This window comes from Peptoniphilus asaccharolyticus DSM 20463, from assembly GCF_900176115.1.
GTDB lineage: Bacteria > Bacillota > Clostridia > Tissierellales > Peptoniphilaceae > Peptoniphilus > Peptoniphilus asaccharolyticus.
In genome coordinates this window covers 424,959-446,594 of sequence record NZ_FWWR01000009.1, presented here as the reverse complement: position 1 = coordinate 446,594, position 21,636 = coordinate 424,959, and the positions used below count along the sequence as shown (strand labels likewise).

Below are 21,636 nucleotides of genomic sequence, written 5' to 3'. Positions count from 1 at the left end.
CTTTAAATTTCTCTAGTGTACTCCTTCAGCCAAGTTCTTTCTTCTTCTGACATAAGTCCATTTAATTTTTCGTATACAGCTTTGTGATATTTATTTAGACATTCTTTTTCTTCCTTAGTCAACAATTCTACTTTAACTGCATCCAAGTCTATTGGCGCATAAGAAATAGTTTCAAATTTCAAAAATTGTCCATAATCATTATATTTATCTTCTACAACTTCTAGTATGTTTTCAATTCTAATTCCGTATTTGCCATCCTTGTATATACCGGGCTCATTAGAAATTATCATACCAGGAGCTAAAGTTTTATCTGAACGAGTGTTAAATTGTGGTGGACTTTCATGAACTCCTAAAACATATCCCACTCCATGTCCTGTACCACATCTATAATCTTCATTTATAGCCCAAACTTCTTTTCTAGCTATTGCATCCAAGCATAAGGATTTCGTTTTTTCCGGAAATACAGCTCTCATAAGTTGTAGATGTGACTTTAGAACATATGTGAAATGTTCTTTTTCTTCTTCAGTTAATTCACCTACTGCAAAAGTTCTTGTTATGTCAGTAGTTCCATCTAAATATTGTCCACCTGAGTCAACTAATAAAAATCCTCTATTTTCAATCTTAGCTGCTGATTTCTCATCTGCAGAATAGTGCATCATGCTTGCATTTGGTCCATAAGCAGATATAGTTCCAAAGCTCAAATCTAAATATCTTGAATCGCTTGCTCTTAGAGAATCTATTTTGTTAGCACATGTCCATTCAGTTTCGTTACTCAAATCAGAATTTTTTAACCAATACATAAATTTAGTCACATATAATCCATCTCTTATATGTGATTCTCTAATATGTTCTAACTCTCCGGCGCTCTTAACACTCTTCAAGTAACCTACAATGTCATCTTTACCTAAAACCTCATTTTTTTCTTCTATAAGCTTGTATAATTTGGTATTAGTTTGCGGACTTAAGATAAACTTTTCACTTTCTAATTCACTCAAGACTTCAAATATTTCATCATACTCATAAATCTCTAAATTCTCTTCTAATTCATCTTTAAATGATTCTATTTTACTATTATCAATAAACAGTTTTGCTCCTTCTAAAGTTACAAGTGCATAAGCAAATGTAACAGGAACGTTTTCTATATCGTTTCCTCTTGTGTTAGATAGCCAAGCAACGCCCTCTAAACTAGTTACAAGAGTTGCTGTTGCATCTTTAGCTTTTAGACTATCTCTTACGATATTTAATTTTTCTTTTGAGTCTCTATCGCTCCATTCACTATGAGAAAAAGACTTTGTTTTGTTAAAACTTCTATCAGTCCATATTTTTTTATATAGGTCTATATCTACAAGTTCAGAATTCGGAACTTCTTTTTCCATAGTTTCGTATTCTGAAATAGGCATATACAGCGCATTATATCCTATTCTCTTGCAATTGATACTTTTTAAAAATTCATTTACAGTAGGAACTCCATCCACACCTATCTTCATAAGTTCAAATCCAGTCCCGGCTATTTGACGCTCAGCTTGTTCAAAATATCTACCATCTGCCCAAAGATAAGCTTTATCCTTAGTTACTACTGCCGTTCCTTGAGAACCGGTAAACTTAGTTAAGTGTTGTCTTTCCTTATAATATTGTGCCAAATACTCACTATTATGCGGGTCTGATGTCAAAACTAAATATGCATCAAGATTATTATCTTGCATTAAACTTCTCAACATATTTAAACTCATCTATATCTCTCCTTACGATAAATTTTAATTACTTTTAGTTACGTATAGTGATAACTTACTGCTAATTTCTATTTTACTATTAGTTGTATAAAAAAAATAGAGCTTTTCAGCTCTATCTTATTCAGATATGTCTTCTAGTCCACTATTTAATGCCAAATTATATTGTTTGAATATAGCTTCTTCCAATTCTTTTCTTGTTTCTGCATTGATTGGATGTGCTATATCTTTAAATTCCCCATTAGGAAGTTTACGCGAAGGCATAGCTACAAAAATAGATTCTGCCCCTTCAATTATCTTGATGTCATGAATCACGATTTGGTCATCGAATGTTACAGAAACAACTGCTTTTAATTTGCTGTCTTCTGGTAGTTTTCTGATTCTTACATCTGTTATTCTCATACTATTATCACCTCTTTTATGTATGTTATTATACAGACGAATTGTCAAATCAAATGCAACACCTATGGTAAGAGACCAAAAAGTTCTTCTTTAGGTGTTTTATATTTTATACATTTTCTAGGTCTATTATTCATTAAACTTAAGTTATAATTTAATTCATCAATATTCACTTCTGATAAATCCATACCCTTAGGATAAAACTCCCTCAAAAGTCCGTTACTATTTTCATTTGTACCTTTTTGCCATGCACAATAGGGATCACAAAAATAAGTTTTGCATCCTAATTCTTTTTCTATTTTCTCAAATTCTGAAAATTCTTTACCTCTATCAAAGGTTATTGTTTTTACTAATTCTTTTGGATAATCTTTTAATGCATTTATTATTGCTGGTGTTACGCTTTCCGACTTTCTATTTTCAACTAGGATTGCTATATAATATCTAGATTTTCTTTCTGCTAAAGTTACGAAACAACATCTACTTTTCCTTTTATGATCTAATCTGCCTGATTCCACTGTATCTGCTTCCCAGTGGCCTAATTCTTGCCTTCTGTATATCTCTTTAGGTCTTTTCTTAATTGTTCTACCTTTATCATTGAATTTTCCTCTTTTTTCTGCTGGCCTTTTAAATTTAGCTTTTCTTCTCAAATTTTTCATACTAGTTTTTGGCAGCTTTTTGGCGTGTATCATTCTATATATCGTTGATGTAGATGGTAATTCATGAATCTCATTTGTGTTTCTATTTGATATTTGTTCAGGGGACCAATGTTCGTTAATCTTTACAGTTAAATAATCAATAACATCTTTAGAAAATTTACTTTTTCTATGGCAGTCTTTTCTTCTATCAATATATTTATCATTTGCCTTTATCGGAAAGTACTTAGTGTAACTTCCCCTACTAACTTTTATCTTAGATGAATTTCTTTTAATTTCTCTAGATATTGTACTAGGTGACCTTTTAAGTGCTTGTGCAATTTTCCTTATACTCATTCCTAAATTTAAAAATTGGTAAATACAAGATCTTTCTTCTATGGTAAGATGGTTATAGCTCATAGTTAATCACTCCTTTTAATATGTTTTGTTTGGTCACTTACATATTAACACAGCTGATTAGCTATGAGTTTATTTATGTTGCACTTGTTATGATAAATTATCTACAAAATAAATTGTTAAATTACAAACTCTCAATTAATCATTATTGCAGTTAATATTTTAAATTATTACTTTAATTATGTTATAATATTGTTATTACAAGGGGGATTAAATGGATAACTTTAACATAGATGAACATAAATATAATCACGTGCATTTTATTGGAATAGGCGGAATTTCAATGAGTGCAATTGCCCAGATTTTACTTAACTATAACTATTCTGTATCTGGTTCTGATAGAAAATCGTCTCCTATCACAGATAAACTTGAATCTTTAGGCGCAAAAATATACTTTGAACACAGTCCAAAAAACATCAAAAATGCAGATTTGATTATTTATACAGACGCAATTAGTTTAGACAATCAAGAGTTAGAGGCTGCTATAAAATCCAAGGTAGATATTATTGATAGAGCTTCATTCTTAGGTCAACTTATGAAAAATTATAAAACATCTATAGCAGTTAGCGGTACACACGGGAAAACTTCAACTACTTCAATGCTAACTGAAATATTATTAAACACAGAAGAAAATCCAACTATACTACTTGGTGGAAATTTAGATGAAATCGGCGGAAATGTTAAAATTGGAGATAAAGATTTGCTCCTAACTGAGGCTTGTGAATACAGAGCAAATATTTTAAAATACTTTCCTACAACTTCAATAGTATTAAATATAGATGAAGATCATTTGGATTTCTTTGACAATATAGAGCATATAATTTCTACATTTGAAGGGTTAGTTAAAAACCTTACTGTTCAAGATACATTGGTGCTCAATGTAGATGATGAAAAAGTTAAAAATTTACAATCAAAAGCTGTTTGTAAAGTAATCACTTGCTCTGCTAAAGATCAATCAGCTAACTACTTTGCTAAAAATATAAATTTAAAAAACGAATGTCCTACTTATGATTTATATCATAACGGAGAATTTAAGGGTGAAGTTCAACTTTCAGTTCTTGGAGAACATAATGTTTATAACTCACTTTGTGCAATAGCAGCTGCTTACGAAAATAATATGCCTTTAGATATTATTATTAAAAGTTTGAAAAAATATACTGGAGTTCATAGAAGATTAGAGTTTAAGGGTGTTTATAATAATGCTTCTGTAATAGATGATTATGCACATCACCCAACTGAAATAAAAGCTTCTTTAAAAGCTCTAAAAACTCAATGTAAATCAAGACTATTCTGTATATTCCAACCTCATACATTTACGAGAACTAAATTATTATTAGATTCTTTCTCAAAATCTTTTGATGATACAGACCTGACTATAATCACAGATATATATGCAGCCAGAGAAAAAGACTATGGAGATATACACTCAAAAACTTTAGTAGATGCCATTATAAATTATGGAGATAAGGCTGTTTACATGAGCGACTTTTCAGATATAGTAACCTATTTAAAAAATGAGTTACAACCTAATGATATAGTAGTTACAATGGGAGCTGGAGATGTATTCAAAATAGGCGACGACTTATTAAAATAAAATTTGTTATATTAAAAAAAGGCTCTATAATATCTGTTGGGGAGTAAATCCCTAACAGATATTTTTATGCAGACGAATTGTCAAATCAAATGCAACACCTATGGTAAGAGACCAAAAAGTTCTTCTTTAGGTGTTTTATATTTTATACATTTTCTAGGTCTATTATTCATTAAACTTAAGTTATAATTTAATTCATCAATATTCACTTCTGATAAATCCATACCCTTAGGATAAAACTCCCTCAAAAGTCCGTTACTATTTTCATTTGTACCTTTTTGCCATGCACAATAGGGATCACAAAAATAAGTTTTGCATCCTAATTCTTTTTCTATTTTCTCAAATTCTGAAAATTCTTTACCTCTATCAAAGGTTATTGTTTTTACTAATTCTTTTGGATAATCTTTTAATGCATTTATTATTGCTGGTGTTACGCTTTCCGACTTTCTATTTTCAACTAGGATTGCTATATAATATCTAGATTTTCTTTCTGCTAAAGTTACGAAACAACATCTACTTTTCCTTTTATGATCTAATCTGCCTGATTCCACTGTATCTGCTTCCCAGTGGCCTAATTCTTGCCTTCTGTATATCTCTTTAGGTCTTTTCTTAATTGTTCTACCTTTATCATTGAATTTTCCTCTTTTTTCTGCTGGCCTTTTAAATTTAGCTTTTCTTCTCAAATTTTTCATACTAGTTTTTGGCAGCTTTTTGGCGTGTATCATTCTATATATCGTTGATGTAGATGGTAATTCATGAATCTCATTTGTGTTTCTATTTGATATTTGTTCAGGGGACCAATGTTCGTTAATCTTTACAGTTAAATAATCAATAACATCTTTAGAAAATTTACTTTTTCTATGGCAGTCTTTTCTTCTATCAATATATTTATCATTTGCCTTTATCGGAAAGTACTTAGTGTAACTTCCCCTACTAACTTTTATCTTAGATGAATTTCTTTTAATTTCTCTAGATATTGTACTAGGTGACCTTTTAAGTGCTTGTGCAATTTTCCTTATACTCATTCCTAAATTTAAAAATTGGTAAATACAAGATCTTTCTTCTATGGTAAGATGGTTATAGCTCATAGTTAATCACTCCTTTTAATATGTTTTGTTTGGTCACTTACATATTAACACAGCTGATTAGCTATGAGTTTATTTATGTTGCACTTGTTATGATAAATTATCTGCAAAAAAAATTGCACTTATACGCTTTTAGTCCTAAACTTTAAGTAACCAACAACAAAGCTTGGAGGTGCATATAAGTGCAAAATAATAATATCATGAATTTGTTTGGTTTTAAAGATGTAGTTTTTGATAGTGTTGATGAGAGTAATAATTTTGTTAATGTTCACGCTTCTGTTTCTAAGATGTCTATTTGTCCTCATTGTGGTTCTAAAAAGATTTGGGTTCATGATCATAGAATTCAAAAGATTAGGGATACTCACATCCGAGGTAAGAAATCTTTGATTTTCTTAAAGAAAACTAGATATGATTGTAAGTCTTGTGGTTCTCGTTTTGAGAGGAATCTTGATTTTATTGCCAAAGGTCATACTATGACCAATAGACTTGTTTTTGCTATTGTTTCTGAGTTTGATGAGCTTTATTCTATATCTTCTATTGCTAATAGGTATAATGTTTCATCAAACACAGTATTAAGAATTTTAAATTGTTTAAGTGCTTCTAGAGATAGGCTATCAGAAGTATTATGTATAGACGAATTTAAAGGTGATAGTGGAAATATTAAGTATCAGACGTCTCTTCTTAATGGATCTAAACACTCTATCATAGATATCTTACCATCAAGAGATAAGAATACATTGTCTATGTACTTTGAAAAGATACCAAACAAAGAAAGAAACGAAGTAAAATTTTTTGTAAGTGATATGTCTAAAACATTTAAATCAGTTAAGAAATCATTCTTTAAAAACGCAATACATATCATAGATAGGTACCACTTCATAAGACAAGTATCCTGGGCATTAGAAAATGTTAGAAAGAGAATACAAAAGGATGTATCATCAAAGCTTAGGAAATATTTTAAAAGAAGTAAGAGTTTAATTACAAAACCTGCCTCTAAGCTAACTTCAGAACAAGCTAATGAAGTATCACTTATGATTGAACTTAACAAGGAATTAAAAGAAGCATACAAGTTAAAAGAATTGTTCTACTGTGTGCCCTGTGGGTACCAGTATGTACTTAGTCAGCCAAACAAAACTAGAGCTAAAAAAGCTTTAAGAGAATGGATAAAAAGAGCAGATGAATCAAAAATTAAAAGAATTTAAATCTTGTATCACTTCTTTTAATAACTGGTTTGAAGAAATATGTAATTCATTTGATTACTCTTGGTCAAATGGACCTCTTGAAGGAACTCATACAAAGATAAAAACATTAAAAAGAAATTGTTTTGGTATGAGAAATTTTGACTTGTTTAGAAAAAGAATTATGTTTTCATGTAAGTAGAGATTAGGAAAACGGGAAAATTTGCAAAACCCCTAGGGGTTTTATTTGCTATGCTTATTTTTAGTTGTTTTTTGCTATTTTAGTTTTGATATCTTTATTAGCGTCTATGTGCCCATTTTTACATAAAGAAAGAGACTCGAGTTAACGAGCCTCCCCAATATTTGACATAGAGCCTAAAAAAATACTAGTTGATATCAACTAGTATTTTTCATTAATGTATTCTTCTATAAGAGAAGACTTTTCTACTTCTTCAAATACTTTTTCATTTTTCAATATGTCTAAAAGCCAAATTGCTTTTGAATGAAAAATAGCTTCTTTTTTATCTTCTAAAACTATCTCATATAAAATATGTTTTAGACTCTTTGATTCGCACTTAATATAATAAGACGAAACATTCTCAAAATTTTGTAACTTTAAAATTTTAAATGCAGTTTCATCTTTCTCGTGATAGTATTTATTACCTAAATTCAAGTAATAATTATAATATCTCGAATGTTTCTTAGTGTTTTTTACTTCTCTTGCTAACATTCTATAATATTTTGCCATACCATTATAGTATTGATAATTGTACATTCCTTTCTCGTAAGAATCTATCTTTATGAAAGGTCTGGCATTCTCTCCGGCAAAATATTCGTAATTATATTGTAAAAACTCTTTTTTACTTATATCGCCATTACTATACTGCATAATCAAAAAAGATCTCCGTTCGAAAAAATCTTCAAACTTATTTTTTTTTCTAAGTGGTGTCACTTTTTCCTCAAATCTAATTAAATAACGCAGTAAATACTGGCAATACCATTAGAAGCGCCAATATTATGGCAATTATTTTTACAGTATTCTTGTTCAATTATTTCTCCTTGCCAACTTCTATTATATTTTCTTTCAATTCATCTGTGATTTCAGAAATTTCTGTATCAATGTTAATGAAAATTTCTTTACCTTCAACGTCCTTTATCTTATCTAACTTCTTCTTTAAGAATTCTAAATCTTCAATATTTAAGTTTAAAATTTTGTAAATTCCATCAATATATATTTTTTCAAGGTCATAATCCATAGCTAATAAACCACATATAAAACCATAGAAAGATTCTTTGTCATTAAGTCTGTAATCTGTTGCGTTTATCAATCTTACATTATAATCAAGACTAAAAATATGATCGTCGTCTACTTCTACAAATGCTATATTGCCATTTCCATTTTTAAGATCTTCATTAGCATTTTCAATTAACCATCTAGTTTTTCCTGATCCTTTTGGGCCTAAAATGTACTTAACCATAATTACCAATCCTTTCCTTTACATTGTCCTTGATGAAATCCTTTTTCCTGCATTTCTTTTACTATATCGTCTCTGATTTTCCACCAAGACGTGTTCCAATTGCAGAATAAAGAATTCTCTTCAGGTGCTCTACCTATTATTCTTTGAACCACTATAGACGAGTCTAAATGTCTCAAAAATAAAATAGTCCTTTTTTTATATTCCTCTAATGTGATTATATCAATTTTACCTTCTTGATACAATTGCCCCATTATAGTACCTTTTAAAATATATAAGGCATGAATTTTTACTTCTTCGACATTTAAAGCATTTAATAAATGAGCCGTTTCAATGTTATCTAATTCGTCATCATAAGGTAAATTTAGAATTACATGTGCACAAACTCTTATATTTCTTTTATGCGCTCTTATCACCGCATCTACAAATTCTGCTGTTCCATGTCCTCTATTTATCTTTTGTAATGTCCTATAATTAGCTGTTTGCAAGCCCAACTCAATAGTCACTAAGTATTCTTTATTGACTTCTCCAAGAAAGTTCAATATTTCATCACTTAGACAATCTGGGCGAGTTGATATGGACACTCCAACAACCCCATCTATCAATGAATCTTTTATATTCTTTACAAATTGCTCATATTCTAAATAAGTATTTGTAAAATTTTGAAAATATGAAATATACTTATTGGCTTTATATTTCTTTTTAATAATGCTCATGTTGCTCATGAGCTGACTTTTTATAGAACCACAACTATTTTCGAAACTTCCCCCTTCTTCTCCGCAAAAAGTACATCCACCTCTTCCTAACTTTCCATCTCTATTGGGACAAGTTAAATCTAACTTTATAGGTAATTTGTAAACTTTTTCACCAAATCTATCATGTAGGAAATCCGAATAATTGTTATAAACCATATTACATCTCACATTCTAAAACCATAGTTTATAGGGGTCTTAATAACATAAAACCCCTAAATAAATCTATTCTTCGTCATTTAATTTGCTGAAAGCTTCTGAAACTTTAGTAAATTCTTCATCTTCTTCAATTTCTGTAAGTTCTACTTCTTCATCAGAAAGTTCTGCATATTTGAAAAGTATTACATCACCATCTTCAATTTCATCTTCTGGAATTAAAGCAATATATTTTTCGCCTTCTACATCAAATATATCTATTACTATACAGTTTAATTCTGTTCCATCTTCCAATGGAATACCTATTACATCGTATTCAAATTCTTCTTCGTGATCGTGATTGTGTTCATTATGCATAATTATGCCTCCTATTTTATTTCAAATTTTTTAGTATTTGTTTTACAAATTCATAAACTCTTTGTGTAGATGCTATTTCTAAATTTTCTCCAGGTGCATGAGGTCCTCTTATATTAGGTCCTATTGAAAGCATATCTATATCACCAATAGTTTCTTTAAAAATTCCACACTCAAGTCCTGCGTGTATAGCTTCTAATTCCAGGTCTTTACCAGTTAAATCTCTATACACTTTTGTAGCAACTTCTCTCAAATTAGATTGTGCCTTATATTCCCATGCAGGATAGTCACTCTTAATTTCGTATTCAGCTCCTACTAGTTTAGCTATTTCAATATTTCTTACTCCTATTTCATCCTTTAAAGATGTAAGAGCAGATCTTATATTAGTTAAAATTCTAATTTCATTTTCATCAGATTCAACTACACCTACATTTATAGATGAGCCTACTAAACCTTCTATATCATTACTCATGGATTGTACTCCGTTTGGTAGTATTAATATAGTTTGTACAATTTTTTCAGCTAATTCGTCTGTAAGTGCTTTTGTATGCTCAGAAGTGTTTTCTAAATTCAATCTTACATCAGGATCAGTGTTGCCAAATTCTTTTACATAATCTCTATTTAATATGATTACTTTCTTTTGAATTTCTACAATTTCCTTTTCATCTATTGCTATTATAGCTTTAGCATGTCTTGGAATTGCATTAGGTTTTGCTCCACCTGAAATGTCAACTAAATCAATATTATCTCTTAGTTCATAAAGAGCTCTAGCTAAAAGTTTATTGGAATTACCAAGACCTTTTTGTATTTCTTGTCCTGAATGTCCACCCTTTAGTCCGGAAATTGATAGTTCATAGAATGATTTTTCTTTTGAAACTTCTTTAAATTCTTTTTTAAATGTAAGAACATCTCTTCTGCCACCAGCACAAGCTATACAAGCCACGCCTTCTGTTTCAGAATCTAAGTTTAAAAGCATTTGTCCTTTTAAAATACTTCCATCTAAATTAGAAGCTCCTGTCATTCCACTTTCTTCGTTTGAAGTTATAAGCACTTCTAGAGGTGGGTGTTCAATATCTTCTGATTCTAAAATGGCTAATGCCATAGCCACAGCAATACCATTATCAGCTCCAAGAGTAGTTTCATGAGCAATAATCTTTCCATCTTCAACTGTGAATTCAATAGGATCTACATCAAAATCGATGTTTGATTCTTCGCTCTTTTCACAAACCATATCCATGTGACCTTGGATAATTAAAGTTGGAGAATTCTCATAACCCTTGCTTCCAGGTTTTCTAATAATTACATTGTCATTTTCATCTCTTGTATAATCTAAATCATGTTTCTTTGCAAACTCTACTAACCAAGTTGCGATTTTTTCTTCTTTAAAAGAAGCTCTTGGAATCTTAGTCATTTCCTCAAAGTAATAAAAAACTCTCTCTGGATTATAATTTTCTAATTTACTCAAAATAGTCCTCCTATTTATTTCATTATATCCTAATATAGATAAATGTTCCAAATATTTTTATATAAGTCTATTAATAATATATTTAAGAATACATTATTTTATTTTTGAAATCTTCCAGTATTAAATCGTAACTAACTTTGTCCACTGATTTTAATAATTTAAACTCTTCTTCTAATTTTTCAAAGCTTTCTTTAACAATTCCATAAGCTGAATATCCATCTTTAAAGTTTTCAACTATTATCTCCAATATGACTTGTTCTAAATTTATTGACTGTTCATAAGTCAAATCGAAACTCTCTGAAATATTTAAGAATAGGACTGAATATTTATATCTAAGATAACTTAGAAAATCCTCTAAGTTTTCTTCGTATTTTCCACCTTCTATTCTATGAATTATCTTAATCAAAAGATTCCAATAGAAATCTTTTTGGATAATTCTCTCTATCTCACTGCCTATCTTATAAGTGAAATCATCTGAAAAATTTAAAGGTCTTGTAAATACAATTTGATCTTGTAAATTCATATCTAAAGTAGAAATGTTATTTATCTTATCTATAAGTTGAACAAAGCTTTCTCCATAGGATAGTTCTCTTTCTTTTGAAGCTTTAGCTTGTAAATATTCAACTATAATATCTGTAGTCTTTTTAAAATTAAATACAAATCCTAACTCATCTTGTATCTTTGAGCTAAAAACATCGTGTATAATTTTAGAAAGTAGATAATTTAATTGATTACTTGCAGACGAAACTGCGCTGGCATCAAATCTTTGCACATGATCAAACAAAATTCTAAGCTGTTTATCGACCATGTATAAAGAGTCTTTTATAGAAGCCATCATCTCTTTTATAAAATTTTCACTCATCATATAGTTATAATTTTTATAAAGGATTCTATGGTCTATTTCACCCCAAAATACATTTACCATTGACTTTATTTGGAGTTCAAAATTGAATTTATTTTTACCGTATTCATAAATCCCATCTATTTTGTAAATTTCAAAACCATTTTTTTGTATTTGAGGTTGTTTATCTGATAACTTTAAGCATATACATGAATTTTCATCAACTTTATAATATCCATTGCCTAAATCATATTTAAATATATCAAGTATATTTTCAAATAATGTAGCTTCTTCTTTTAAGAATCTACACTCAATTCTCACACCTATTAAATCTGATATATTCATCAGCATTTGTTCTGGATCTTCTGTATGTAAAAAATAATTATTCTTTACTATCTTTTCTCTTAAACTTGATTCTGACTTTGTTCTATAAGTTATATTAGTCACAAGATTATTATCTAGAGAATCCCATAAATAATCTACTATATTCTCTGAGATTTCTTCTAATATGTTTCTATAATAATTTAAAAGTTCTGCACTTTTATCTATATAATCAAAAAGTTGAAGTTTCATATAATCACCCTTAATTAGTATACCCCAGAATTAAAAAAATCCCAAGGATTAACCTGGGATTATTTAATATTTATTACTTCAACTTTATGGCTTTCTGAAAGTTCTTTAATCTTATTTACATAAGTTTCTTGTTCTTTTCTACCCTTAAGTTCAGATTCAACACTTCCCTTAATTTGTTCAAAATCAAGTTCTTCTTTTTTACCATCTAATTTAATTATATGGTATCCGAATTGAGTTTTTACAGGTTCAGAAATTTCTCCAACTTCCATAGAAAATACTTTTTGGTCGAATTCAGGAACCATTTGTCCTTGTGAGAACTCTCCTAAACTACCACCATTTGCACTTGAGGGACAGCTTGATTTTTCTTTTGCTATTTCTGCAAAATTTTCAGCGTTGATTTCTTTTGCTATTTCATTAGCTTCCTCTTCTGTCTCAACTAAGATGTGAGAAGCACTTACTGTAGGACCTTGTTTGAAATGGTCTTTATTTTCTTCGTAATATTTTTTTATTTCTTCTTCTGAAATCTCTATATTTTCTAAAGTCTTTCCAAGAGCATATGTCATAAGTAATGAATCTTCAGTTGATTTTAAAACTTCAAGAAAATCTTCATTCTTATCATATCCCTTTTCTCTAGCATCAATTACTAAAAGTTGTTGACTAATTAATTCATCTAAGATTTCTTTCGAAAAGCCTTTTTTATTATAATATTCTATAAGTTGTGGGTTTAATTGTCTTAAAAAATTTTCATAGTGAGCTGTTGTAATCTCTACTCCATCAATTTTTGCAATTACTTGTTTTTCCATTTTTAATATTCCTCCTCATAAAAAAGAGCAGCCTAGGCTGCTCAAAATTTTATAATTCTACGATGTTTTCAGCTTGAGGTCCTTTTTCGCTTTCAACTACGTCAAACTCAACTGCTTGACCTTCATTTAAAGTTTTGAAACCTTCTTTTTGAATTTGTGAGAAATGGCAGAATACGTCTTTTCCGTCTTCTCCTGTTATAAATCCAAATCCTTTTTCACTATTAAACCATTTTACTGTACCTTTCAAAATTTACCTCCTTATTACTCTAATCATTTGTAAATGTATAGACTTTGAGGTTTACTTCAAAAGATTCATTCATTTTCAAATTCATAAAGTTGTATTACTTAAACAAGTATATCATTTTAAAGCATATTAATCAACTAAAATAAAAACATATTCCCCTTTGCTTTTATTTCTTTAGTATATATTTCAAAATATTCTATATTTTTACTAAAGCCTACATTTATAATTCCCTGCTCATTTATCTCTTTAGAGTACACTATCTTTAAAGATTTAATAGATTTATCTGAACTTTCATCCAAAAACTTTTCAATCCATCTTATGTATACAGAATTATTTACATGATTATTTTCGTCAAAGTATGAACTTTCAACTGTATATGAAGTTGAATCTTCTATCTCAAACTCTTCAACTCTTTCCACTGAAAGTAGCTTTGTATTATTTATTTCAAAATATTCCATTAGTTGCTTTGGTACCCTAATAGCTTTTCTCTTATTAGCATCTATAATTAAAAACTCAGCTAAGCACTTCGCAACTACTTCATCTTTAGATTTAACTAAGAATTCTCTGTGCAATTTTATCTTTGAAACTTCAGAAACCCATGTGCTTATCTCTAACACTTCTCCTGTTTTTATTTCTCTATTCAATTGAAAGTCCCAGCTATATATCATCCAAAGTAATTTATTCTCTTGCATATAGTCATTGGCAATATCAGATTCTAAACTTGAAAGCTTTAGTAACATCTTTGACAAATTTTCTATACTCAAAAAACCATTTCTTGTTTGCTCTTCTTTAACTATAAATTCTAAATTTATCATATACTCATCCTTTCAATAAGAATAGTCTATCATAATTGTTTAAATTTTACATAATTTCTTAGTTATGTTATAATCTTCCAAAGATAAAAATCGCTTAAGCGCCAGATCCACACATGGATGACGAGGAACGGAGTTATCGAAAATTCGGCGGATGCTCCGAAGGTATCACAGCCTAAGTGCTCTACAAAAATCAAAAGAAATTTTGATTACAAATCGAGCAAAGTGAGTCTAATTTTAAACTGGAGGTACAATTTAATGTGCGGAATCGTAGGTTACTGTGGTGATAATAATGCCACAGAAATTATTTTAAATGGATTAGAAAAATTAGAGTATAGGGGATATGACTCAGCAGGAATATCTATCATAGGAACTGAAAATATAAATACTTTAAAAAGAGCTGGTAAACTTCAAAATTTAGTAGATGCTGTTAACGAAGCTCCTTTTGATGGTAAAGTTGGGATTGGACATACTCGTTGGGCAACTCACGGTATACCAACAGAAACAAATGCCCATCCTCATATAAATAAAGATGGTTCAATATCTGTTGTACACAATGGAATAATAGAAAACTTTGTTGAACTTAAAGAAAAATTGATAAGCGAAGGATATAGTTTCAAATCTGAAACTGATACCGAAGTAATTGCTCATTTAATAGATAAATTCTATGATGGAAACCTATTAAATGCAGTGTTGAGAACTCTTAAAGAATTGGAAGGTTCTTATGCAATCTGCGCCATAGCTAATGGCAATCCTAGTGAACTTATAGCTGCAAGAAATAAATCACCACTACTTCTTGGAGTTACTCCTACAGGAAATATAGTTGCTTCAGATGCTGCATCTATAGTTGAACACACTCAAAAAGTTATATACTTGGACGATGAAGAAATTGTTCATCTAAAATTAGGAAAAGACCCTGTTGTATACAACTTAAACTTAGATATTATAGAAAAAGAAATTTCTCAAATAGATTGGGATGTAGAAGCTGCTTCTAAAGAAGGCTTTGAACACTACATGATTAAAGAAATCTTTGAACAAGAGAGAACAGTATCTGAAACTCTTGAACGTTTAGTAAAAGACAACACTATCGATTTAGGCGATAATACTTTTACTAAAGAAGAATTTGAAAATTTTGAAAATATATATGTAACATCATGTGGAACTGCTCTACACGCTGGACAAGTTGGTAAATTTTTAATTGAAAAATTAATTCGTGTTCCAGTAAGAGATGAAATTGCATCTGAATTTGCATATAGCGACCCATTTGTAACAGACCAGACTTTGGTTATTGTAGTTAGTCAATCTGGAGAGACAGCTGATACTTTAAACGCTATTAGACTTGCTAAGAAGCGAGGAGCCACTGTTTATGCAATAACTAATGTTGTAGGCTCTACAATTGCAAGAGAGGCTGATAAAGTGTTATATTGCCATGCAGGGCCTGAAATATCAGTTGCATCAACTAAGGCATACACTTCCCAAGTAACTAACTTATATTTATTTGCTCTTGATTGGGCTCTTAAAATCGGTAAAATTTCTCAAGAAGAATTGTCAGGTGTACTAACTGAAATTCATAAAGTTCCTGAAATGATAAAGGCTTTATTAAAAGAATGTGACCTTTATAAATCAGTTTCTCAAGAAATTATAAATGCTGAATCTGTATACTTCATAGGTAGAGGCGTTGACTATATAACTTCTAAAGAGGCATCTTTAAAACTTAAGGAAATTTCTTATATACACTCTGAATCATTCCCTGCCGGAGAATTAAAACATGGTACTATAGCTCTTATAGAAGAAGATACTAAAGTATTTGCTCTTGCAACTCAGAGAGATTTAATAGATAAAATGGTATCTAATATACAAGAGATATCTGCAAGAGGTGCTGAAGTGTTTGCTATCGGATTTTATAATGAAGGGCTTAAAAAGCATACAGCCCAACTAATTGAAATCCCTGAAATTGATGATTTCATAGCCCCACTTATCAGTATAGTACCGCTACAAATCATCGCTTATTATGCATCTGTATTAAAAGGAAATGATGTTGATAAGCCTCGTAACTTAGCTAAATCTGTAACAGTTGAATAAATAAAAAATAGACATGCTCAAATGAGTGTGTCTATTTTTTCTGCTTCTTTAATTTTATATATCAAAAATTTTGTTACCGGATAAAATACTATCTCATAAATTGTTTCAATTATAGTCATGCTTATCGACATGTAAATTATTTGATTAAGAGGTATTATTCCTAAAAATGCTATATTACTAAAAACTATATTATCAAGTAATTGTCCAAATATTGTAGAAACTATAGCTCTATATAATAAACTATTATTCTTCTTTTCTTTTAAATGAGACATTATCTTTACATTTAAAGTTCCACCCAAAAGATAAGCTATTAAGCTTGCCACTAATATTCTTGGCACATTCCCTAACACTATAGCAAATGAAGTTTGTATTTCAGGAGAGCTTGCATTTGGAAGAATTATAGCTAACTGAGATGCTATAGCCACTATAATATTTAAAGCAAATCCCCAAAATACCATAGTCTTTGCACTTTTATAACCCCTTGTCTCCGTTTCAACGTCTTGAGCTATAAAAGTTACAGGTTCAAAAATATATCCAGCAGGAGCTTGTATAAATCCAACTTTCCATCTCTTAGTTGCAAAAATATTTTTCATTATAACTGCAACAGCATAAAAACTCCAAAGCATCAATCTATACAAATCAGCCTTATTTTCTTGTTTATTAAATTTATTATCTTGCATAGTTGCCATCTCTGTCCAAACCATTTGCAATAAATGCTTTTTCTCTGTCTATACAAGTTCCACACTTATGACACGGCGGATTTGTACCATTATAACAAGAGTATGTTAAATTATAAGGCACACCTATAGTTTTTCCATAGGCCACTAATTCAGTTTTTGTCTTGTTCAAGAAAGGTACTTTTAAAGCTACAGTATCTCTTGAACCGACTTTTATAGCTTCTTCCATCGCCTTTACAAACTCCGGACTACAATCTGGATATATAACTCCAGAATCATCTTTATGAGCTCCAAAATAGATTTCATCAGCCTTATACTGCATAGCCAAAGATGCTAGTACAGATATGAATATTCCATTTCTAAACTCAACTTCAGTGTTTGCATTTTCTTGTTCAGCATAGTCTCCTTCGCTAACTTCTAAATCTAAATCTGTAAGTGAAGAATTACCATGTTTGAACACATCTTTTAAATCTATAAAAATTTGTTTTACATTATAATATTTCGCAACTTTTTTTGCTGCGTTAAGCTCTTGCTCGCTATGTCTTTGACCGTAGTCAAAAGATATTGCAATTACATCTTCATCTTTTTCTTTGGCCATGGCAAGACAAGTTGTGCTATCCACTCCGCCACTAAACAAAACCATTTTCATAATTTACACCTACCTGTTGTCGATATTTTCAGGATATAAATCATGATTGCTAAGTCTATTCCAAGCAACATCTTCCCATTTTGTTCCAGCTTTTCCATAGTTGCAGTATGGATCTATTGAAATCCCACCTCTTGGTGTAAATTTGCCCCATACTTCTATATACTTTGGATCCATTAATTTTATAAGGTCTTTCATAATTATATTCATGCAATCTTCATGAAAATCTCCTCTATTTCTGAAGCTGAATAAATATAATTTTAAAGATTTACTTTCAACCATTTTCACATTTGGAACGTATGATATATAGATAGTTGCAAAATCAGGCTGTCCTGTTATAGGACATAATGAAGTAAACTCAGGACAATTAAATTTTACAAAATAGTCATTGCCTGGATGTTTGTTGTCAAATGCCTCCAAAACTTCTGGTGCATAATCTCTAGGCATTTTAGTACCTTGGTTGCCTAAGAGCGTTATATCTTTCATTTCTTCTTTCTCTCTCATAATTCTCCTCTTTGAAACAAATAAAAAAAGGTGTCGTAACACACCTAGGAGATTAAGCAAAATAAATTAAAGCTTTAATTTTATTTATTTCATCCCTAGTTTTATTTTAAGACAGGATGGTTACGAACTGTCTGTAGCAATTATAATAGATAAATTAAAATCTTTCAAATTAAAATTAAAAAGGGTTATTAAATAACCCCTTTTAACTAAAACTCTATTTTAGATTTAAATAGATCTCCGTCTATTTCTATTTCAAAATTTCCCTTTTGAGCCTTTACTAAACTTTGAGCAATGGATAATCCAAGTCCACTTCCCTCTGTATTTCTTGAAACATCCCCTCTCTTAAATCTTTCCATTAATTCATCTTCAGAAATATTTAATGGGAATTTTGAAATATTCTTTATTGTTAAAACTACATTTTCTTTTTTCTCAAGAGTTAGATAGATTCTAGTCCCCTCTAAAGCATACTTATAGATATTTGAAAACAGATTGTCTAAAATTCTCGAAGTCTTTACCCCATCTAAATTTAGCATTACACTTTCTGGCGTATACTCTTCTACAATCGACAAGTTCTTTTCTTCTAATTTATCTTCCCATTCACCTATAATTTGCTTTATAAGTTGCTTAAAATCTATTTCTTCTATTTCTAAGTCTATATTATCGCTACTTACTTTTGCTGCTTCAAAAAGATCCTCTATTAAATTCTTAAGTTTCAAAGATTTTTCGTTTATAACTCCTGAATATTTTTTAATATTCTCTACATTTTCTTCATTAACTATCAACTCAGAATAATTAATTATTGAAGTTAGCGGAGTTTTTAAATCATGTGATACATTGGCTATTAAATCCGTTTTTAACTTCTCTGACTTAACAGCATTTGATATAGCACTGTCCAAATTTGAAGTTATTAAATTTAAGTTGTGTGCTAAACCTTTAAAATTTGAATTTCCTTCTTCTATTTTTATATCGTAATGCCCCTCAGAAATTATTTTTGCAGTCTTTTCTATATCCTCAAGTTCAGAAGTATATTTTTGAACTCTTATAAATATAACACCCAACAATACAGTCCACAAAATTAAGACTATTAACTGAAATTGACGTACTACCACTATATTAGCCGCTACTATACCTAGGATGAATAGTCCTAAGAAAAATAACATTAAGTTTCTCTTCTTGCCAGGGTCAAAATCCTTTAAATATTCATTTGAAACATTTTTTGACTTTCTAAAAAATCCCACCGATTTTTCCCTAAAGAAATTCAGTATTTTAGATACAATAGAATTTTTAACTATTGTTGAAGAGAATCCTTTATAGAAAACATCTTTTAGAGCATATAGTAAATATAATACCGCCACTCCCATAGTTATTATCGCAACCACTTGTAATAAATAAAATGGAGATACTATTCCTGTAGTTAGCTCGGTATGTCTACTAAAGAAATCCGCTGCCATTGCCCCACACATAAGCCAAAGTGGAATGGCCACAAAGATTACCATTTCTACAGGAATTTTTAAAATACTTATATAGAATCTACTTTCTTTCATTTTTTCATAACTTGAAAATAAACCTAGTATCAATATTAAAACTATACCTGCTGCAACACCAAGCGCTGAATTTGGAAATATTTTTTCTTCGTAGTTCATAGCGAGTATATATTGCTTAAATGCATTTGATTCAGTATTAATCGAATATGTGAAATTTAATTTTTGAATTCCATTATTTCCTATAGAAGAGTAAACTTCTCTAATGGCTTGTTTTAAATTTGTAGCATAAGGAATATCTTGTGCACGAATTTCATTTATATCTCTTGTAAATTTTAAACTTCCATTTTCCCATACACCACTTATGACAATATTTGTTTTTGCAGTCTTTAAATAATCAGCCACATCTTGCGGATCAAATTCATCTATCCCGCTATCATTAGTCAAGTAGTATGTGTTATAGATAGGTTCTTCTGTTATATTTACATTTATCCTTGGGTTTGAAATGTCATGTTCTCTAGCAGCATCTATTGCAGCCCCATAGCTTCCATACTCCTCAAATCCTCCATCGTGCTCTGTCATATCCAACACTACTTTATTAGAATGTTTTTTATATTCTTCAGTAAAAGGATAGTTAGCTATTTTATAACTTCTAACATAAGAACTTATAAATCTATCTGATGATGTATCATCTATATAATAATGATTTAGTTTCCCAGCACCTTCTTTATATAACGACCTTTCAACTTGATCATAGTAGCTGTAATAACAACTTCTATCATTATGATATGAGCTGAACAAATCATTTTCAGAGCCGTATATTCCAAACAACACTCCTAAAATAGAAATAACCAAAAATATTATAGCTAATCCCTTTGAAGAGTATCTTATGTCTATATCACTCATAATTCCTCCTATTTAGTAACAAACTTATACCCCAACCCCCATGCAACTTTTAAATAAATAGGTTTTTTAGGATCAATTTCTATCTTCTCTCTTATTCTTCTGATATGCACTGTAACTGTCTTAACATCAAAAGCTGGTTCGTCCCAAACTTTTTCATAAATCTCGTCTACAGAAAAAACTCTATTAGGATTTTTCATCAATAATTCTAATATTTGATATTCAATTGAAGTTAAATGTGCCTTCTCATCTCTTACATAAACAGACTTTTCAGGTATAACAAGCTTAATATCTCCATACTCTAAAGTATCTGAATTTTTATTAGGTTGATACTCATAAAATCTTCTTATGTTAGAGCTAACTCTCGCCATAAGTTCTAAAGGATTAAAAGGTTTAGTTATATAATCATCAGCACCTATATTCAATCCTATTATCTTGTCATAGTCTTCACTCTTAGCAGATAAAATTATTATTGGTGCATATGTGATTTCTCTTAACTTCAAAATTGCTTCTTCTCCACTTAAATTAGGCATCATCAAATCCATAATAACTAAATCTATCTTTTCAGACTTGAACTTATGTATTGCTTCTTCACCATCTCTAGCTTCAACCACTTCATAATTAGCATTTCTCAAATAAATTCCTATAGAATCTCTTATTGCATTATCATCTTCTGCTACCAATATTCTATACTTCATATCCAACCTCCATATATATAGTACATCACATTTATTAAGATATTACTTTAAAACTCTTACAAAAATCTTAAATTTATTATAACAAATCTATTCAAATATTAATTGTTTTTGAACTTATGTCTTGATTATAAATCCATTTCA

Annotated in this window: 22 protein-coding genes; 4 read left to right on the top strand and 18 right to left on the bottom strand. The window is 29.9% G+C overall.

The genetic code is table 11. The annotated features are described in order from the left end of the window. Positions 1-2: 2 nt before the first annotated feature. The 3 genes from B8869_RS02835 to B8869_RS02825 all read right to left on the bottom strand — a co-directional run bounded on the left by B8869_RS02835 (position 3) and on the right by B8869_RS02825 (position 3,178). The gene (locus tag B8869_RS02835) at positions 3-1,730 is read right to left on the bottom strand and encodes an aminopeptidase P family protein (protein WP_084230224.1); all 1,728 of its coding nucleotides are present in this window, start codon (positions 1,728-1,730) and stop codon (positions 3-5) included. A gap of 117 nt (positions 1,731-1,847) precedes the next feature. Next, a complete protein-coding gene (spoVG, locus tag B8869_RS02830; protein ID WP_084230223.1) occupies positions 1,848-2,129 on the bottom strand; it encodes a septation regulator SpoVG in 282 nt (93 codons plus the stop codon). Between the two features lie 62 nt (positions 2,130-2,191). Further along, positions 2,192-3,178 carry an IS30 family transposase gene (locus B8869_RS02825; protein WP_084229742.1) on the bottom strand — a complete coding sequence of 329 codons (987 nt, stop codon included), beginning with the start codon at positions 3,176-3,178 and terminating at the stop codon, positions 2,192-2,194. Between the two features lie 211 nt (positions 3,179-3,389). On the opposite strand from B8869_RS02825, the gene murC reads away from it, so the two are divergent. Continuing rightward, positions 3,390-4,769 carry a UDP-N-acetylmuramate--L-alanine ligase gene (murC, locus tag B8869_RS02820; protein ID WP_084230222.1) on the top strand — a complete coding sequence of 460 codons (1,380 nt, stop codon included), beginning with the start codon at positions 3,390-3,392 and terminating at the stop codon, positions 4,767-4,769. Between the two features lie 98 nt (positions 4,770-4,867). Here murC and B8869_RS02815 read toward each other — a convergent pair whose 3' ends face one another. Continuing rightward, a complete protein-coding gene (locus B8869_RS02815; protein ID WP_084229742.1) occupies positions 4,868-5,854 on the bottom strand; it encodes an IS30 family transposase in 987 nt (328 codons plus the stop codon). A gap of 179 nt (positions 5,855-6,033) precedes the next feature. On the opposite strand from B8869_RS02815, the gene B8869_RS02810 reads away from it, so the two are divergent. Together B8869_RS02810 and B8869_RS02805 are read left to right on the top strand one after the other, a co-directional pair. Further along, positions 6,034-7,053 carry an ISL3 family transposase gene (locus B8869_RS02810; protein ID WP_234989729.1) on the top strand — a complete coding sequence of 340 codons (1,020 nt, stop codon included), beginning with the start codon at positions 6,034-6,036 and terminating at the stop codon, positions 7,051-7,053. Further along, a complete protein-coding gene (locus tag B8869_RS02805) occupies positions 7,028-7,231 on the top strand; it encodes a transposase (RefSeq protein WP_084230220.1) in 204 nt (67 codons plus the stop codon). Before B8869_RS02810 ends, B8869_RS02805 begins: the two co-directional genes overlap by 26 nt. Positions 7,232-7,429: 198 nt before the next feature. On the opposite strand, the gene B8869_RS02800 is transcribed toward B8869_RS02805, so the two are convergent. The 9 genes from B8869_RS02800 to B8869_RS02760 all read right to left on the bottom strand — a co-directional run bounded on the left by B8869_RS02800 (position 7,430) and on the right by B8869_RS02760 (position 14,507). Continuing rightward, a complete protein-coding gene (locus tag B8869_RS02800; protein WP_084230219.1) occupies positions 7,430-7,981 on the bottom strand; it encodes a DUF6648 family protein in 552 nt (183 codons plus the stop codon). A gap of 97 nt (positions 7,982-8,078) precedes the next feature. Next, positions 8,079-8,507, bottom strand: a complete 429-nt coding sequence (locus tag B8869_RS02795; RefSeq protein ID WP_084230218.1) for a hypothetical protein — start codon at positions 8,505-8,507, stop codon at positions 8,079-8,081. 2 nt (positions 8,508-8,509) lie between these two features. Further along, positions 8,510-9,415, bottom strand: a complete 906-nt coding sequence (locus B8869_RS02790) for a TIGR01212 family radical SAM protein (protein ID WP_084230217.1) — start codon at positions 9,413-9,415, stop codon at positions 8,510-8,512. Positions 9,416-9,481: 66 nt separating this feature from the next. Beyond that, positions 9,482-9,769: a DUF1292 domain-containing protein gene (locus B8869_RS02785; protein ID WP_084230216.1), complete on the bottom strand. Its 288-nt coding sequence runs from the start codon at positions 9,767-9,769 to the stop codon at positions 9,482-9,484. Positions 9,770-9,785: 16 nt separating this feature from the next. Then, entirely contained in the window at positions 9,786-11,231 is a 1,446-nt protein-coding gene (locus tag B8869_RS02780; RefSeq protein ID WP_200805941.1) for an aminoacyl-histidine dipeptidase, read from the bottom strand. Between the two features lie 82 nt (positions 11,232-11,313). After that, positions 11,314-12,645 (bottom strand): nucleotidyltransferase family protein, encoded by a 1,332-nt coding sequence (locus B8869_RS02775; RefSeq protein WP_084230214.1) that lies wholly within the window; start codon positions 12,643-12,645, stop codon positions 11,314-11,316. Between the two features lie 59 nt (positions 12,646-12,704). Beyond that, complete coding sequence (locus tag B8869_RS02770) at positions 12,705-13,448, bottom strand: peptidylprolyl isomerase (protein ID WP_084230213.1); 744 nt, start codon at positions 13,446-13,448, stop codon at positions 12,705-12,707. 49 nt (positions 13,449-13,497) lie between these two features. Beyond that, positions 13,498-13,695: a cold-shock protein gene (locus B8869_RS02765; protein ID WP_084230212.1), complete on the bottom strand. Its 198-nt coding sequence runs from the start codon at positions 13,693-13,695 to the stop codon at positions 13,498-13,500. Positions 13,696-13,829: 134 nt separating this feature from the next. After that, positions 13,830-14,507 (bottom strand): acyl-ACP thioesterase domain-containing protein, encoded by a 678-nt coding sequence (locus B8869_RS02760; RefSeq protein WP_084230211.1) that lies wholly within the window; start codon positions 14,505-14,507, stop codon positions 13,830-13,832. A 255-nt stretch (positions 14,508-14,762) separates the two neighbouring features. On the opposite strand from B8869_RS02760, the gene glmS reads away from it, so the two are divergent. Continuing rightward, positions 14,763-16,586 (top strand): glutamine--fructose-6-phosphate transaminase (isomerizing), encoded by a 1,824-nt coding sequence (gene glmS / locus B8869_RS02755; protein ID WP_084230210.1) that lies wholly within the window; start codon positions 14,763-14,765, stop codon positions 16,584-16,586. 17 nt (positions 16,587-16,603) lie between these two features. Here the strand turns inward: glmS and B8869_RS02750 are convergent, their stop codons facing one another. From B8869_RS02750 to B8869_RS02730, 5 genes are all read right to left on the bottom strand, one after another. Continuing rightward, positions 16,604-17,266 carry a queuosine precursor transporter gene (locus B8869_RS02750; RefSeq protein ID WP_159445229.1) on the bottom strand — a complete coding sequence of 221 codons (663 nt, stop codon included), beginning with the start codon at positions 17,264-17,266 and terminating at the stop codon, positions 16,604-16,606. Further along, positions 17,256-17,912: a 7-cyano-7-deazaguanine synthase QueC gene (gene queC / locus B8869_RS02745; protein ID WP_084230208.1), complete on the bottom strand. Its 657-nt coding sequence runs from the start codon at positions 17,910-17,912 to the stop codon at positions 17,256-17,258. Before queC ends, B8869_RS02750 begins: the two co-directional genes overlap by 11 nt. A gap of 9 nt (positions 17,913-17,921) precedes the next feature. Beyond that, positions 17,922-18,413 (bottom strand): preQ(1) synthase, encoded by a 492-nt coding sequence (gene queF, locus B8869_RS02740; RefSeq protein ID WP_084230207.1) that lies wholly within the window; start codon positions 18,411-18,413, stop codon positions 17,922-17,924. A 206-nt stretch (positions 18,414-18,619) separates the two neighbouring features. Further along, the gene (locus B8869_RS02735) at positions 18,620-20,800 is read right to left on the bottom strand and encodes a sensor histidine kinase (protein WP_084230206.1); all 2,181 of its coding nucleotides are present in this window, start codon (positions 20,798-20,800) and stop codon (positions 18,620-18,622) included. A gap of 8 nt (positions 20,801-20,808) precedes the next feature. Next, complete coding sequence (locus B8869_RS02730; protein WP_084230205.1) at positions 20,809-21,495, bottom strand: response regulator transcription factor; 687 nt, start codon at positions 21,493-21,495, stop codon at positions 20,809-20,811. Positions 21,496-21,636: the final 141 nt, after the last annotated feature.